12 protein-coding genes are annotated in these 16,348 nt (G+C 42.6%); 5 read left to right on the forward strand and 7 right to left on the reverse strand.

Annotation, left to right across the window (positions count from 1 at the left end; all coding sequences use genetic code 11):
• Positions 1-519: 519 nt before the first annotated feature.
• Positions 520-3,528: a DEAD/DEAH box helicase gene (locus tag BN2425_RS20070; protein ID WP_042463317.1), complete on the forward strand. Its 3,009-nt coding sequence runs from the start codon at positions 520-522 to the stop codon at positions 3,526-3,528.
• A 223-nt stretch (positions 3,529-3,751) separates the two neighbouring features.
• On the opposite strand, the gene BN2425_RS20075 is transcribed toward BN2425_RS20070, so the two are convergent.
• Entirely contained in the window at positions 3,752-4,228 is a 477-nt protein-coding gene (locus BN2425_RS20075; RefSeq protein ID WP_042463319.1) for a hypothetical protein, read from the reverse strand.
• A gap of 247 nt (positions 4,229-4,475) precedes the next feature.
• Between BN2425_RS20075 and BN2425_RS20080 the strand changes: the two genes are divergently transcribed.
• A complete protein-coding gene (locus BN2425_RS20080; protein ID WP_042463321.1) occupies positions 4,476-4,661 on the forward strand; it encodes a hypothetical protein in 186 nt (61 codons plus the stop codon).
• 251 nt (positions 4,662-4,912) lie between these two features.
• On the opposite strand, the gene BN2425_RS20085 is transcribed toward BN2425_RS20080, so the two are convergent.
• Positions 4,913-5,113 (reverse strand): cold-shock protein, encoded by a 201-nt coding sequence (locus tag BN2425_RS20085; RefSeq protein WP_042463323.1) that lies wholly within the window; start codon positions 5,111-5,113, stop codon positions 4,913-4,915.
• A gap of 2,076 nt (positions 5,114-7,189) precedes the next feature.
• Between BN2425_RS20085 and BN2425_RS20090 the strand changes: the two genes are divergently transcribed.
• The gene (locus tag BN2425_RS20090) at positions 7,190-8,578 is read left to right on the forward strand and encodes an ATP-binding protein (protein WP_042463326.1); all 1,389 of its coding nucleotides are present in this window, start codon (positions 7,190-7,192) and stop codon (positions 8,576-8,578) included.
• Positions 8,579-9,037: 459 nt separating this feature from the next.
• Here the strand turns inward: BN2425_RS20090 and BN2425_RS20100 are convergent, their stop codons facing one another.
• The 4 genes from BN2425_RS20100 to BN2425_RS20115 form a co-directional block, all read right to left on the reverse strand.
• Positions 9,038-9,313, reverse strand: a complete 276-nt coding sequence (locus BN2425_RS20100; protein WP_042463332.1) for a hypothetical protein — start codon at positions 9,311-9,313, stop codon at positions 9,038-9,040.
• Positions 9,314-9,438: 125 nt separating this feature from the next.
• Positions 9,439-10,335, reverse strand: a complete 897-nt coding sequence (locus BN2425_RS20105) for an RCC1 domain-containing protein (RefSeq protein WP_042463334.1) — start codon at positions 10,333-10,335, stop codon at positions 9,439-9,441.
• A 135-nt stretch (positions 10,336-10,470) separates the two neighbouring features.
• Positions 10,471-10,986 carry a hypothetical protein gene (locus tag BN2425_RS20110; RefSeq protein WP_042463337.1) on the reverse strand — a complete coding sequence of 172 codons (516 nt, stop codon included), beginning with the start codon at positions 10,984-10,986 and terminating at the stop codon, positions 10,471-10,473.
• 363 nt (positions 10,987-11,349) lie between these two features.
• On the reverse strand, positions 11,350-11,574 hold the full coding sequence (locus tag BN2425_RS20115) for a hypothetical protein (RefSeq protein WP_042463340.1): 225 nt from the start codon (positions 11,572-11,574) through the stop codon (positions 11,350-11,352).
• A 68-nt stretch (positions 11,575-11,642) separates the two neighbouring features.
• Here BN2425_RS20115 and BN2425_RS20120 point away from each other — a divergent pair, with 68 nt between their 5' ends.
• On the forward strand, positions 11,643-12,671 hold the full coding sequence (locus BN2425_RS20120) for an acyltransferase (protein ID WP_052352978.1): 1,029 nt from the start codon (positions 11,643-11,645) through the stop codon (positions 12,669-12,671).
• Positions 12,672-12,793: 122 nt separating this feature from the next.
• On the opposite strand, the gene BN2425_RS20125 is transcribed toward BN2425_RS20120, so the two are convergent.
• On the reverse strand, positions 12,794-14,359 hold the full coding sequence (locus BN2425_RS20125; RefSeq protein WP_074433106.1) for an ATP-binding protein: 1,566 nt from the start codon (positions 14,357-14,359) through the stop codon (positions 12,794-12,796).
• A 453-nt stretch (positions 14,360-14,812) separates the two neighbouring features.
• Here BN2425_RS20125 and BN2425_RS20130 point away from each other — a divergent pair, with 453 nt between their 5' ends.
• Positions 14,813-16,009: an MFS transporter gene (locus BN2425_RS20130; RefSeq protein ID WP_042463343.1), complete on the forward strand. Its 1,197-nt coding sequence runs from the start codon at positions 14,813-14,815 to the stop codon at positions 16,007-16,009.
• Positions 16,010-16,348 lie beyond the last annotated feature (339 nt).

A 16,348-nucleotide genomic window follows, 5' to 3' on the forward strand; every position in this document is an offset into this window, starting at 1 on the left:
TTTATCCGTTTCGGTCGCGTAGAACCTCTCTACGTGACCCGTGTCACTGGACTTTATCCATTTCGGTCGCGTAGAACCTCTCTACGTGACCCGTGTCACTGGTTTTTATCCATTTCGGTCGCGTAGAACCTCTCTACGTGACCCGTGTCACTGGTTTTTATCCATTTCGGTCACGTAGAACCTCTCTACGTGACCCGGTTCTCTGATTTTTGTCAATTTCGGTCGCGTAGGACCTCTCTACGTGACCCGTGTCACTGGTTTTTATCCATTTCGGTCACGTAGAACCTCTCTACGTGACCTGGTTCTCTGATTTTTGTCAATTTTGGTCGCGTAGGACCCTTCTACGTGACCCGTATCCCTGATTTTTATCCGTTTCGGTCACGTAGAACCTCTCTACGTGACCCGCTGAGCTACTTTCCCCCTGTTACGGGAACATAGAGAAAGTTTGTTTTTTATAGAAAAAATCTTATTGTTATTTTTGTAGGGGCTATGACCCCGATAAAAGGAGCACGCAACACCATGCTGAGATCCAGGTTTATGAAATTGCTGACAATCAAAATAGAGGATAATCGGTTTCTCCTTGCTGCCCAGGATGAGTCAGGGGAGTATCTTCCCCCTTCGGATTGGAAGAATATCGTGTTTAGCAGCCATGAAGAGAGCTTCTTCGGAACGCTGCTCGAGACCGTGACCGTGGGTGGCATCGAGGGCGTCGCCGTGAACGGCTGGCAGCTCGTTTCCCTGTTTGCCAAAGAATCCTTTAATCGGTTTATTGACTGGGACTGGAATGAGCAGTCGGAAATCTGCCTAGCCGCTTCGCAGTCGATGTTTGAAGGCATCGTTGAAAAAGATTGGCTGCCTGACTTTAGGGTTTGGGAGAATGGCGACTTTCGCTGGAGGATGCCGGAACGGGTAAAAGACGAATTCTTGCCATCGTTCTGGGAACAAGAAGTCGCCGGTGAGATAGCCGAAAATGAACCAGGAGAACCGTCCCCCCGGTCCCCCTCTGCCAAGGACTATCTATCCGATTTGTACAATAGTGCGCTTGATGCTTATTTGACGCGGAATTCGGCGATGAAGGAGTTGTTTGGTCCGAAGTTGGATTTGCTGCGGAAGCAGAATATTTCGGGGCGAGACTTGGCTCGTTATTTTGATGAGGAGAGTTGGGCTGAGTGGGTCGGAATTACCGAGAGCGATACGCCGTTTACGATTGGGCTGCGGTTGGATGAGCCGATTGAAGGCGAAGGCGATTGGACGCTCGATGTGTTTTTGCGCGGCAAAAAGGATCCGGACCAAGTGGTTGATGTCGAGGATGTTAAGCGGATTCCGGCTAGGTGGCGGCCTTATTTGGATAGAGTCGACCGCGAGCAAGGCCGCTGGGTGCGATTAATTCCTTGGCTTGGCGAGCAGGATACGGATGCCGCCGTTGCTCCTCTGAAACGAGAGCTTACCGAGGAAGAAGCATGGCTGTTTTTAACCGAGGTCAGTGAAACACTGCTGGCGCTCGACGTCGAGATCCTCCTCCCTTCCTGGTGGCAAGCGATGAAAAATGCAAACTTAAAGGTGAAGGCAGCCGTGCGGGGAACCTCGAGCCATCGGCCATCGTTTGTCGGGCTTGATGCCATGCTTGATTTTAACTGGCGATTCTCGATGAACGGCGTGGACCTATCTGAAGACGAGTTCAGCCAGCTGGTCGAAGAAAAGCGCCGGCTTGTCTATGTACGCGGCCGCTGGGTGAAGTTGGACCCGCAGTTTATCCGTCAAATCCAGGATTTGATGAAGCGGGCTGAAAAAGAAGGGTTGCATGTTCGTGACCTGCTGGAGCAGGAATTGGTGGATTCCGAAGCGCATGAGGAAGAACTCGAGAATCCAAAGGCGTTTGCCAAAATTCAAATTGAGTTGAACCGCCAGTGGAAACAGATGGTCAAGCAGCTTTCCGAGACAAATGAGATTCCGCTTGAGGAAGTTCCCGCTGGGCTGAACGGTGAGCTCCGGCCTTACCAGCAGCTTGGCATGAGCTGGCTGTGGTTTCTTCGGAAGAATGGCTTTGGGGCGATTTTAGCCGATGACATGGGTCTTGGGAAAACGATCCAGCTAATTTCTTATTTGTTATTGGTGAAAGACCACGAGTCCGATCTTCAGGTTGTCAAGGAACCGGTACTGGCAGATGAAGTGGACCCTGACAGCGTGATTGACCTCAATGACGATATCGCTCCCAAACCGCGCCGTACGAAAAAAGCGGAGGAGCTGGCAAAGAAAACACCAACCCATGCTTCCCTCATCATTTGCCCAACATCGGTGCTGGGAAACTGGCAGAAAGAACTCGAGCGGTTTGCGCCGGAGCTGAACGTGTATCTGCATTACGGCTCAAACCGGCCGAAGCAGGCTGATTTTGCGCAAAAGGTGCAGGCTGCTGATGTTGTGCTTACTTCCTACGGCTTGAGCCATCTTGATTTCGAGGAGTTCGAGTCGATGCAGTGGAGCACGATTGCCATTGATGAGGCGCAGAACATCAAGAACGCCCAGACGAAACAATCGAAGGCGGTACGCCGACTGCGCGGCCGACATCATATCGCTTTGACGGGGACACCGATGGAGAACCGGTTGTCCGAGTTGTGGTCAATTTTTGATTTTACCAATCATGGCTATCTTGGCAGCTTAGGTCAGTTCCAGAAACGGTTTATCGTCCCGATTGAGAAGAATGAAAAGAAAGAAAAAATTCAGCAGCTGCAATCGTTGATTCGGCCGTTTCTGCTGCGCCGGACCAAGAAGGACGAAGAGGTGGCGCTCAACTTGCCGGATAAGCTCGAGCAGAAAGAGTACATCCCGTTGACCGCAGAGCAGGCCTCACTGTATGAGCAGCTGATTCATGATACGTTTGACCAGATTGAAAAGTTGACTGGTTTTGAGCGCAAGGGGTTAATTTTACAGATGCTTAGCCGCTTGAAGCAGCTTTGCAACCACCCGGCATTATATTTGAAGGAACACGCGACCGGGCGGCAGCTGTTGGAACGGTCGAACAAGCTGGAGAAGCTGGTTGAACTGGTGGATGCGGTGTTGGATTCGGGTGAGAGCTGTTTGATTTTTACCCAATATATCGAGATGGGCGAAATGATTCGCGCCACGGTGAAGAAGAAGTTTGGCGTCGAGGTGCCGTTTTTGAATGGCAGTGTGCCGAAAACACAGCGTGACTTGATGATTGAGCGGTTCCAGAATGGCGAGTTCCCTGTGTTCCTGCTGTCGCTGAAGGCGGGCGGTACCGGGTTGAACTTAACTGCGGCGAACCACGTTATCCATTATGACCGCTGGTGGAATCCGGCCGTCGAAAACCAGGCCACTGACCGGGCGTATCGCATCGGCCAAGAGCGCTTTGTTCATGTCCATAAGCTGATTTGCACGGGGACATTAGAAGAAAAGATTGATGCCATGCTGGAGAAAAAGCAGTTCCTCAATGACCAAATCATCACAAGCGAAAACTGGCTCACTGAGCTATCCACTGATGAACTAAAAGATTTGGTGTACTTAGGGTGATAATCAAAACGGGGCTAATGATTTAGTAACGGGCCCTGTTTTCTATCACAAAACCATAATTTATAGCTAAAAATGTTATATGTTAAAAAAAACACTGCAACCTGCGGTGTTTTTTTAAAACAAAAGAATAGCCCAGTTCCGATATGATACCAACTGGGCTATTATCGGTATTTATTATTACTTCCTATTCCACTAAAGCCCCGTTAGTTCAACAAGAAATCTGCTATCTTTCCCATTCTTCTGGTACAAGAAGCCATAATGCAGGGACTAAGCATTCCATATAATTATCGCTTTTTCGAAATTCTTTTATCGAGTTAACTATTTTATCATTTATGAATTCAATCTTCTCGTACGTGCTAATTTTATTTATTTCTGATAAGTCATTTGAGGAAATCTCAAACATTGGAATATCCGTTTCACTGAACCAACCTTCAAAAAATTCACTTTTTGGACCTCCTAATCCGTGTGGACAGCCTAGTTTTCCTTGTGAATCCTGTGTACAGTGACACCACCAAGACACTCCTTCTACAACAAAACCATTTTTGGTTAGTTCCTCTATAAAATCATCGACAAACTCATTTTCAATTATCATATCGATGTATCCATTACCAACAGGTTGCACTTTAAATTTAGTACAAAGCAACTCAATAACATTTTGTATAGTTTTACACCTGGATTTTACCCCCTCTATATACCCCATTCTCTTCTCCTATCTAAATCCTATATCGTCATTAATTTCTCCACTCCAAAAGGATAATCCTTCTGTAAGCAACCTGCCACGTTAGCTGAATAAGGAAAAATTCTAACTTTCCATGTTCTGTCCCTCTCCTCTTGATTGGCACGTGTATTCATTGAATATCCATGGGATTTTTGACTGTATATGTCTAATGGCTCACGGTGGATATCTTGGGCATAATACAGTTTAAATACATTAGAGGTGGGATATTATGAGGCTAAGAAATGGAGATTTTTATACAAATGTTTTTACAAATAAGTTATATAGGCTAAATGAAGATGGCGATAGCAACTGGTACTTGAGTTTGCGTGATGAAGATGGTTATCATGAAACAGAAAAGATCTCAGGGCGTGATATGATTAGATTTGTAGAGGGTGGGTATAAAAAAAGCAAATAAAAAAAGCTACCCATTTCTGTCAGGATACCTGTAATCAGATGCTTTTAGTGGAAAGTCGGTAATACTCTACCAAAGCACTTTAAAATTTTTATTCAAAGAGAATTAGGAGAATGTTTGATTATGTGATACACTTTGTTTACCATTTGATTTACTTGTTTACATGTGCCCTACTCATTCGTGAGTGGGGCTCCTTGTTTTAAAAGAACAAATAAAAAACAGACTCTATGAAGAGCCTGCTTTATTTGTTCTTATTAAGCTTTACGCACGTTAGCTGCTTGAGCTCCACGTTGACCTTGCTCAACGTCAAAAGTAACTGTTTGACCTTCGTCTAAAGATTTGAAACCTTCGCCTTGGATCGCTGAGAAATGAACGAATACGTCTTCTCCGCCTTCACGCTCGATGAATCCGAAACCTTTTTCTGCGTTAAACCATTTTACTTTACCTTGTTCCATTTTGTTTCCTCCTGCTGTGTGCTTTGCACACAATGTGTTACTATCCTTGCACTCAGTGATCATCAAGACGAAAAGTTAATCCTATACTATCCTTTACACCGAACAAAAATAATTCTTCTAAAGTTTAACATTTTTTTAAAGTATTTGCAAGAAGACCTAAACACAACCATTTTTGCAGCCCTGAATTTTACAATTAGTTTGGATTCTAAAGTTGTACTTATTCAAGAATAGCTACCCGTTAATTTAAGTACGTTTCTTCACAATTTTTATTTCACCATACTACTCATTACATTATATAACTCATTGTTCCGAAAAAAGCATTCAAAAAAGTCCCGTCATTTCTTATGACGAAACTCTAATTTAGTATCTGTTTTTAAGTTATTTACTATCAGGAATATAGTCTATTTCAAGCGTTGTTTTTAGTGCTAATTATAATTTTGTAATTCACTACAATACTGCATACTTTCCTCACAATACTGTTTTTTACTGATTAATCTAATTTGGGTGTATGTTAACCATCAGGTAAAATCACCTTATGATTTCCATTGATGACGAAGGGATTCTCGACACCGTCATTCCTCCATATCTTATTTACTTTATCTGCAAATGATGTTGTTCATTAAATCAGATGATAACTTCACTTCATTAATATTTTTGTATTCACATAATTCTGTTTGAAAATGACTCGAGATTTCTTTTGATATAAAATCGGAATTACCATATTTGTGTTCTTTAAGGTAAGTATCTAGGTCATCAAATGCACTAGTAAATATCAAGGTTATTCCAACTTCCTTTTTTTTGAGTATATAAATTCCCTATTCTTCTTCAATTATCCTGCCCGTTACTCCAATAAAAATGTCCACGGCAGCGATCATCGAGTTCCAATTCCACCGGAACCTCCTTCTTTAGCATTAGCACCCAACTAGTGAAATAAGGGGTTTCCATTAAACTTGCACTTAGCTTCCCCTTTAGTTCAACAAAAAAAGGGATGCCACAACGCCTCGTTGAATAATTATAGCCCCCGATGGTTTAAGTATGAGATGATTCCCCTTAAAAATGGTTCCTCCTATTATAGAGAATCCCCGGCTAGTTACAAACATTCATAATCTCAATTTGATTGGGATTCTTTGGAGATAACTCGTTCAACAAACTACCGTGAGTTTTTTGAATATGGCCTTTCAAAAAACATCTGATATCCAAATAGGATTAAGGATTCAATAGTTGTAACGACAAAATGATGAATTCTAGTGAACTTGACAAAACTTACATAATTCGCTTTCTCAATTAATAGGATTCCTTTCCCACTATATAAAAGATTGCTGTTCAAGTTGGTTAAAAAATAAAAGCTAAATTTTGGCAGGTTAGATGGAAGTTCATATGTTCCCTACTAAAATTCATATGTACTAAATAAATCACCTTTTGCACGATAATCTCCTTATTGGAATGCATCAGTAATATTTTGGTGACTTTTCTATCTTCCCAATCTAAAATGCATATTTTCCATATTAATTTTTCACAAAAATGGCACTATACCAATGTAAAAAGAGTGTTCATTTTACATGCAAATTGACACTCTTTTTGACTTACATTTTTAATGTTTGTGATAGGGGACGGAACCCGTTAATGATTTAGACTCCTTTTTTGCTGACCTGTCATTTTACAAAAGGAAATCTATTGTAAGAAATCATTTTTTCTATCATAATGGTTATCAGAATATTGAGTTGAAATCTCATTTCAATTCCGTTTTTATATACGGTTTCCGTCATTGGCACAGGCATCCTTTTTGGGGTTGCCTTGGGCTTAGCAAAATCAATCAAATCATTGTAAGAAAACTGCTGTATCTGTTTCACCGCAACAAAAAAACCTTTTTATTACGAGAATCATTCTTTTCTCTTTGTAGTCACCCCCTTTATCTTCGTCGCAGCTTTTATCGAAGGTTATATTTCTAGATTTTTATTCTATTAGAGCGCTTTGTTCTATTTACTTAATTTGGCAAAAAATACGAGAAGGATTTAGTCGAATGTTAGCGAAGTGTTTAGGGATGCTAAATTTTAACTGGGTGATGAGGTACCTGCCATGATGATTCAATATGACCATATGCTGCTGCAGATGCTGATGGTGCTGTTTCCGATCATTCTGTATCAAGCGCTGATGAGCGATAAACGGATGGACAAGAATATCGAAACAGCCTATTGGTTTGCCGTTTGTGCGATTGCGATCTGTCTTTGTGTTATTTTTTCTATCAAAATTGAAAATGGAATTTATCTTGATTTGCGGATGATTCCTTGGTTTTTGGCATTTATTTATGGCGGCCCTGCTGTGGGAATCCTGGTATCCGCGCTTTTTATCGTGATTCGTTTTTTGACAGGCGGAGCTGGAATGATTCCTGCCTTTATCATCATGTTTGTCTGCTGCTTGATCATTTTTCAATTTCGTTCTTTATTTAAGAATTGGAACCGTTCAAAAAAAATTAGGATGTCTGTGTTTTTCTTGTTGATTATTTCCTATTCTATTCCCTATATTGGATCGTTAATGCTTGATGTACCCGTTACCAAGACTCGGCTCGTGATTTATGGCGTCTATATTGTCTCCAACGCCATTACCGTTTGGTTGGCCGTTTATTTGTTAGAGTCGCATCGTGAAAAAATGGAGCTGTTAAATGAAATTCGGAAGAATGAGAAGCTCCACGTGGTCGGGCAGATGGCTGCCAGTGTGGCCCATGAAATCCGCAATCCGATGACGAGTGTCCGCGGTTTTGTCCAGCTCTTGTCTACCTCGCCTACGATCACGGACTCAGAAAAGACCTATCTTTCGGTTTGTTTGATGGAACTGGATCGCGCCAATAAAATTATTTCGGACTATTTGTCGTTGGGCAAGAGCTTTGACCAAGAAAAACTTCGTTCGGTGAATCTGACTTGGATCGCCTCGCAATCGGTGAAATCTCTTTCTTCCTATGCATTAATGGAGAGTGTTGAGGTGGTCGATGATTTTGATGACCATGTGGTGGTTTTAGGCATTCCAGGGCGGGTCCAGCAAATGTTCGTTAACCTCATTAAGAATGCCATTGAGGCGGCCAGCCCGTCAGGACAAGTCCAGGTGTTCCTTCGCAAACGGGAAGACTATGCCGAGGTCATGATCAGCGACAACGGAATAGGCATGACCTCCCAGCAAATCGAAAACCTCGGCCTCCCTTACTACTCAACCAAAGAAAAAGGCACCGGCCTCGGCATCATGGTCACCCTCCAAATCATCAAAGAAATGAACGGAACCTGGACCGTCCAAAGCCAACTCAACCAAGGCACCCAATTCACCCTAACCTTTCCACTGGTGGAGCAGATAGGCCACGGGGTCCACGGGGACCAGGGGCGGGACCAGGGGGACGGTTCTTATGGTTCCGTGGAGCAGGTGGAAGGTCCTCGTGCATCAGTTAAGGATAAAGAACATGATCTTGTTTCTACCCAATAAGTCTATTAAATACATGAATGGCGTGTGGATGCTTCACACGTCTTTTTGTTTTTAGCAAGAAGTGGGTTCTCCTGACCGCTTCACGTCATTCTTGGCCCGATATCAATCCGTCCCTCTATGCCCTATTCCCTCTTTTTTTTAATAAGAAGACAAGTGAAGCCAAAAATAGACAGAGCGTAAGAAACCAAGTTATAAAAAATGCTAAACCTAAACCAATATTGGCATCCTCATAGTGCACCATTTTGTGGTTAATTACTACGTAAACAACAGGACTAGCAATAGCTAAATAAACAAAGCATGCGATGACAGACTTTATTCTCCCTTTCCTATTGGTACTTTTGAAGTAAATGACAAAAGGGATTATTAAAATCATTAAAGTCATTAGCAATATAATATTCAAGGACATGTAAATGCCACCCTCAATCTAGTTAGTTATTAAAGTTTTGTGTAAGTTACCTATTAACTGTTATCGGATTTCAACTTATCAATATAGTTTTTTCCTTCTAACAATGAAAGCCCTAAAGTTTCTCTTGCTTTTTTTATTGCTTTTACGTCTTCCCCCGCTTTTATTAGCTTACGTAGTTCATCATTTATGGGATTTTCAGGTAGTCCCGATTGTTGGGTTAGTTGATCTAAGGTATATTGCATTCCTTTGATGCGGCCTTCTAATTTACCCACCTTAGTCGATAAATTTATTATTATAAGAAAAGATATGATTATGAGGATATATTCCACTAACTATTAAACCTCCAAACATTATTAGTTCCCTCTATTTTAACAACGATTGAATAAAATAAAAGTTTCACCATTAAACTTTTAGGACTGATAGTTGCATGCACGGCATCCCTACTATTCCAATATTAATCGTTGGGCAGTTGAATGCATTGCCAGCTGCTTACATCGCATTGGCCATATGTATTATCACCCACAGCTACCACTGTTCCATCTGATTTAAGACCGACAGTATGATTACACCCCGCCGCAATCGCCACTATATCGTGCCACTCACTTACATTACACTGTCCAAACTTATTCCAACCCACAGCTACCACTGTTCCGTCGGATTTAAGACCGATGGTATGATTACTCCCCGCTGCGACCGCCACAATATCGCGCCAGCCGCTTACATTACATTGGTCATTTTTATTTAAACCTACCGCTTCCACCGTGCCGTCCGATTTTAAACCGATGGTATGAAGATACCCCGCTGCGACTGCCACTATATCGTTCCAGCTGTTTACATTGCATTGGCGGTACCGATTATTTCCCACTGCCGTCACCGTGCCGTCCGATTTAAGACCAACGGTATGCCAGTCACCTGCCGCGACCGCCACTATATCCTGCCAGCCGGATACCTTGCATTCTTCTTCCTTATTTCGGCCCACCGCTACCACTGTTCCATCCGCTTTAAGCCCAATGGTACGACGCCACCCCGCCGCGACTGCCACCACATCACGCCAGTGGGATACATTGCATTGATCATGCTGATTCCAACCGACACCGACCGCAGTTCTGTCCGACTGAAGACCAATGGTATGGGCATTCCCCGTGTTCGTTGCCATATGAACATTACCCGCTGCGACCGCCACCATATCACGCCAGCCACTAACCTCACATTGGCCATATTTATTATCGCCCACCGCTACCACTGTTCCGTCCGATTTGAGCCCAACAGTATGACGAGGACCAGCCGCTATGGTGTCTTTAGGCCATCGTTTCACCTTTACCGCCGCCTGTTTCGGTGAAATGTCATCCATGTTTTGCCTCCTTGTAAATAAGACCTGTTTCATTATTGTATCATTTATGCTTGTTATACTAACACACTCGTAAGTCCACTAAAAAAAGGCCGCCATAATGGCCGCCAGGTCCTGCTTTTTGATGCAAGAGAACCGTTATTTTGAGTAAAATTCTTTCTTCTTTTTGAGGTAGTCTTTTTCACATGGTAGCAGTTCGTATGGAATTTGGCTGCCGGTCTTCTTTTTCTTTCCTACTACACTCCACTTTTCACCTCTGAGTTTTAAATGAATCATGACGTTGGTATTATCCGGTTCTTTATAAAACAGATAGGCTTCCTGCGGCCGTACAAATAATCTTGGGTTCCCACGTGTGGCGACAAAGAAATGTTTTTTCAATGACTGATAGTACTCATCTTTTTCTTTTCCACCATAAATCATATGGGCCGCATCCAAATCCTTTAACGAGACTTCTATGTAAGAATGCTCATCCAAATCCACATTGAAAGTCGCGATGACATCTTTAATGACCTGATTGGTAAATTGCTCATCCCGACTCTCCCGTGCATCCAAGCATTCTTCCGACAAGCTCGGCGGTTCGGCGGCGTGCATACGTAGGAAGAATAGGCTGGAAACCAAGAGTAAACCAATCATAAGGGCCCCTATTTTTTTCAAAAGAATCACCTCCACTTTGTTTTGGATGCCACGGGGACGGTTCTCGCGGCTCCAGCTTTATATGATTTTTCATGAATATTAGAAGAAAAATTTAAATATTTATAGGATAGGATGTCCAATAAATTCCCTACTAAGATGGGAGTGTTTCTTTGTACCGGAATAAGAACGTCAACATCATCATCATATTGCTCTGCTGTTTAGGGATCTTCCTTCTTGTTCATATCCTTACCCATCTTCGAATATATGTCGTATATAGCACAGGTCTCGGCCCGCTCATGGTCATCGGACTAATCATCGGCCTCATTTTTTTACTCTATTTCAAAGGTTGACCTTGGGTGCCACGGTGCGCCAGGGGGACGGTTCTCATGGCTCCGCTTTGAAAGTGCCGGTAAACAAGGCAGAACGGTTGATCAGTGCAAGAGAAACGCCGGTATTCCCCCAAATTGTGCCGGTAAACTTGTGAACTTGGCCGGTAAACCTGTGAAAAGTGCCGGTAACCCAATCATTTTGTCTTACAGAACAAGTTAAACCATAAAATTTCTCTTTACAAAGCAAAAAGCCAGGCGAATCACCCGGCTTTTTGCTCATAATGCATAGCTTATCGGTAATAATAGAATGACACGTTGTGAAAAGATGTCAGAATAGAGGCCGGTAAGATGCAGCGGAATTATGCAATTGATTTTTTCAAGTTTTTCGCCATTGTGGCGGTTGTCTTGATTCATACATTTCCGAGTGACCATAAGCTCGGGTTCTTTTATATCGACAATTTCACCCGGTTTGCCGTCCCCTACTTTTTCGCCGCTTCCGGGTACCTGTTCGGCATCAAAGTGAAGGATAACCCAAATTCTTGGACTTATTTTAAACGGTATATCTTTAAGATTTTAAAAATATATGTCTGCTGGCTATTGTTCTATCTCGCTTATGATATGGTACGGATGTATCTAGAACACGGCGATCAGTTTCGCGAGGAATGGGACAAGTATCGTGAGAACTTGACCTTTGAGAATTTGGCTTATTACGGGGAAGGGACAAGCGGCTATCAACTGTGGTTTGTGATTGCACTAGTGTGGAGTGTCGTCATCCTGTATGTATTTTTCCGACTGAGATTAATCGGGCTGCTGCTGGCCCTAAGTCTGTGTTTGAATCTCGCGGGTTTGTTCGGGCAATCGTATGCTCACTTTTACGAACTGCCAGCAGAAAGTACGCGTGACGCTTTATATGTCGGTCTCTTTTATACGACGTTGGGATTCTCGTTTGCCTATTGGCAGAAGTCATGGAACTTTAGCAGGTGGACTTATTTCGTTTGGTTTGCTGTGTTTGCCGTGTTGCAAGGAGCGGAAGGGTATTGGCTGGAAAAGACGTTGTCGGCAGAGCATGGTGAGTACTTTCTATCAACGGTATTCTTAACGGTATTCTTATTTATTTTTACCATCAAGAGCCCCCATTTAGGAAAAGGTCTATGGATTTCGAAAATTGGGGCCCGGTCACTCGGCATTTATACGATTCACGTGTTTTTCATCGATATCGTCGACCTCTGGTTTGACGACCTTGGTGAAGGCGGCGTCACCCATAGCGTGTTTTGGAACTTGATTGATGCCTTCCTGGTGTTTACAGTATCGTACCTAGTCTATGGGTTGCTGCAACGGATGAAAAAGTATGTATGGCGGGAGATGGGGTCCCACTAGTGGGCCACGGGGACCACAGGGACGGTTCTCCCGGTTCTTTTTATAGATGTTCATAATTTGTTAAGATTTATGAGTTAAAATACAAACATGAAAGAGCAAGCCTTTTTCATACCCACCCACCCTTATATATATATCTTGCGGTCCTCGTAGAGCGAGGGCCCTTCTTTTTTGGAATCCACCAGAACCGTCCCCATGGATCCCATGGATCCCATGGATCCCATGGACCCCTTAAAGGTTATAATAAACGTGGTTCCCTGGTTCAGTTGGCTGTTGACTTGGATGGAGCCTTTATGGTTTTGTATGATTTTATAGCTCACCATCAGGCCTAAACCGTTGCCGTCGTGCTTGGTGGTGAAAAATGGCTCGCCTAATTTTTTTACCTGCTCCGTGTCCATTCCGATCCCATTATCCTTTATGGTAACCACTATATTTTGAGAGGTCCTTTCCACCAGTATAGAGATGTTCCCTCCGACAGGCATCGCTTCTATCGAGTTTTTAAGCAAGTTTAAAAATACTTGTTTTAACTGGTTTTTTTCACCGGCCATTATGACTTCCCCTGATGGAAGTTGGCAATCGATTTTGACATTTTTTAAAATGGCTTCCGGCTCAAGAAATTTAACTACACTGGTTATGATGCTAGTAAGATGACAGTCGCTATATTGAATCTGATGCGGCTTTGAAAAAACCATTAGTTCACTCACAATAAAATTAATCCGGTCAATCTCTTCCAGAATGGTGTTCGTATAGTAGGGCGCCCTTCCATTTTGACTCATCAGCTGCACAAATCCTCTAATGGTTGTTAACGGATTGCGGATTTCGTGGGCAATGCCCGCTGCCAGCTCCCCGATGGCGGAAAGCTTCTCGGCTTTCCGTAACGTTTCTTCAGAATTCCTTTTTTCGGTAATATCATATTGAATCGAGATATGTTTATACCGCTCCCCGTTGGAATCTACAAACGGAATAATCGTGGTGTCCAGCCAATACTGTGTCCCATCCTTCGCTTGATTCAAAATTTCCCCTTTCCACACGTCTCCCCTTTGAATCGTTTCCCATAATTCATTGAAGAAGGACGCAGGATGAAAATTAGAAGAGTAGAGTTCATGCTTTTTTCCTAGTAATTCTTCCTTGGTATATTGATATAAATCGCAAAATTTGTCATTCGCGTATAAGATTTTATCTTCGTGGTCGGATATCGCAAAAATCGTGGCCTCATTCATCGACCTCTCTATATCTGCCAGTTCTCTAAGAGTCATTTGCAAATCTTCTTTTGATTCGTCCAACGCATGTTTAATAAATAACATTTCCTCATTGTATATAGTCAAAAGTGTTTTGGAAATAAGCTGGTATAGGTATTCAATGACTTTCAACACTTCAAAGTAACTATAGATGGAGATTTTTTGTTGAAGGACTTCTTGTTCCAGCAACGCAAATATGGAACAACGGGTTAAGTATACAAGATGGATGGTTTCATCCAAGGCGGCTTTTGTATGGATTAATTTTCGGCCAAAGTCTTTCACGAAGCATAATAGGTTATTTCGATGTTCTTCCGTCTGGCTGGTTAAAAATTCCCCTATAAGAATAAATAATTGATCATTGAATCCCCATGGGAAAGCTGAATTAGGGCTTTGAAAAAGTTCCCCATTGATGTCTTTTATTTTTGCGCCAATATATGTCATATCCTTGTTCATCTTATCCCTCATTAAAGTATTTTTACCTATTATTTTGACAAAGTTTTGCAAAATTCCTTTTTGACTGATGGCTATTTTAAAAAAAAAGCTTTGTTAAAGTCATTGTGGGGTATTAGTGTTATCTCACTCCTTATTAAAAAATAGCAGCCCTGTTTGGCTGCTATCAGCTATTATTTTTTTGGCATTCTTGATAGTTTAATAAAAACCCCCAAACCAGCAAAGAAAAACCCTAGACAAAACAAACTAGCTGGACTGCCCCAAACGATATCCGCCATCATATAACCCCCTAAAATTTATAAACATAGTACAATTTTACCATATAAAGAGGAAAAAAATCTGTCAATTCGAGGTATGTTTTTTATTTTTCTATAACCTTAAGTTATCGCAGCAATAAATATCTATTATTAGAAGTTATTTGACAAGAGGACTATCATTAAAAGGGGAGGAGTTTTCATGAAGAATCGTATTACGTGGGGGATGCTGATTGGCAGTCTTGTCACGTTCGCCAATCTCTATGGTCCCCAAACCTTTATTCAATCATTTACACATGAATTTCAGCTATCGGCATCACAAGCGAGCCTTGTTTTATCGATCTCTACCTTTACACTCGCGTTTGGGATGCTGATCATGGCAGCTGTTTCTAATAAATGGGGCCGCAAAAACGTTATGGCCTTTTCTTTGATTAGTTCATCTGTGTTATATATTTTAGAGGGCTTTGCGCCTAACTTTGAAACCCTATTGTTCATTCGCGCTCTACTAGGCCTGGCGGTTTCCGGCTTTCCTGCTATCGCCATCACCTATTTGGCAGAAGAACTGCCGCGTGCCGAGTTTCCCAAAGTGCTGGCCGTCTATATTACCGGCACCGGGGTCGGCGGCTTTATCGGACGGATTGTTTCCAGCTCGATGTTAGATTTGACCAACTGGAGAATCGCCGTTTGGACGCTTGGCGTCTTGACGTTATTATTATCGATTGTGTTTATGTTTTTAGTGGAGCCTTCCAAAAACTTTAAGGCTCAGCCTTTTTCTATGAAAAGCTGGCTGACTGGTATTTTGAATGCTTGCAAGCAAAAAAAGCTGTGGTACTTCTACGGCCTTGGTTTTCTTGCGCTGGGTATTTATGTGGCGGTTTTTAACTATATTTCGTTTCCGCTCATGTCCCGGTTTGGTTTGAGCCAGACGCTGGTCGGATTTGTGTTTGTTTTTCAACTGATGGGGTCAATTGGGTCGATGACGGTTGGCCGCTTAAACGGTCGCTATAGCCGCACGCAGCTGCTCGTTTTCGCCCTTGGTTTTTCCTTCATCGGTATTGCTTTAACTGCGGTTCATCAGCTTGTTGTCGTTCTGGTTGGTTTGTTTGTGATTTCTTGCAGCTTTTTTGCTTGGCATAGCTTGATCAGCGGCTGGGTTTCGAGTTCTGCTATTCCGAGTGCTAAGGCTTATGCGTCGTCGCTTTATTTGCTGTTTTATTATATTGGTTCCAGTGTGATTGGGACAGTCAGCGGCCATTCTTATGATCGCTATGGCTGGAATGGCATCACTGTGACCTTAATCGGTTGCGTAATCGTCTCTTTTATCTTGCTGGCGTTTATCCAGTTTGAGCTCAAGCATTCTGTAAAGAAAGCGGATTTGCCATTAAAGCACGTTAGTTAACTGTATCGATTACTATCCCTATATATATTGAAGCCCTCGAAAGCGCATATCTTTCGAGGGCTATTTTTTCATACTTGGAATCAGCCGAAGCCATTGAAAAACACTACAGTCACCCAGATACGTTACCCATATCCAGCTCTTTCAATGTTTTCGGTCACGTAGAGGCTGTCTACGTTACCCATATCCAGCTCTTTCAATGTTTTCGGTCACGTAGAGGCTGTCTACGTTACCCATATCCAGCTCTTTCAATGTTTTCGGTCACGTAGAGGCTGTCTACGTTACCCATATCCAGCTCTTTCAATGTTTTCGGTCACGTAGAGGCTGTCTACGTTACCCATA

This window comes from Neobacillus dielmonensis, from assembly GCF_000612665.1.
Classification (GTDB): domain Bacteria; phylum Bacillota; class Bacilli; order Bacillales; family Cytobacillaceae; genus Neobacillus; species Neobacillus dielmonensis.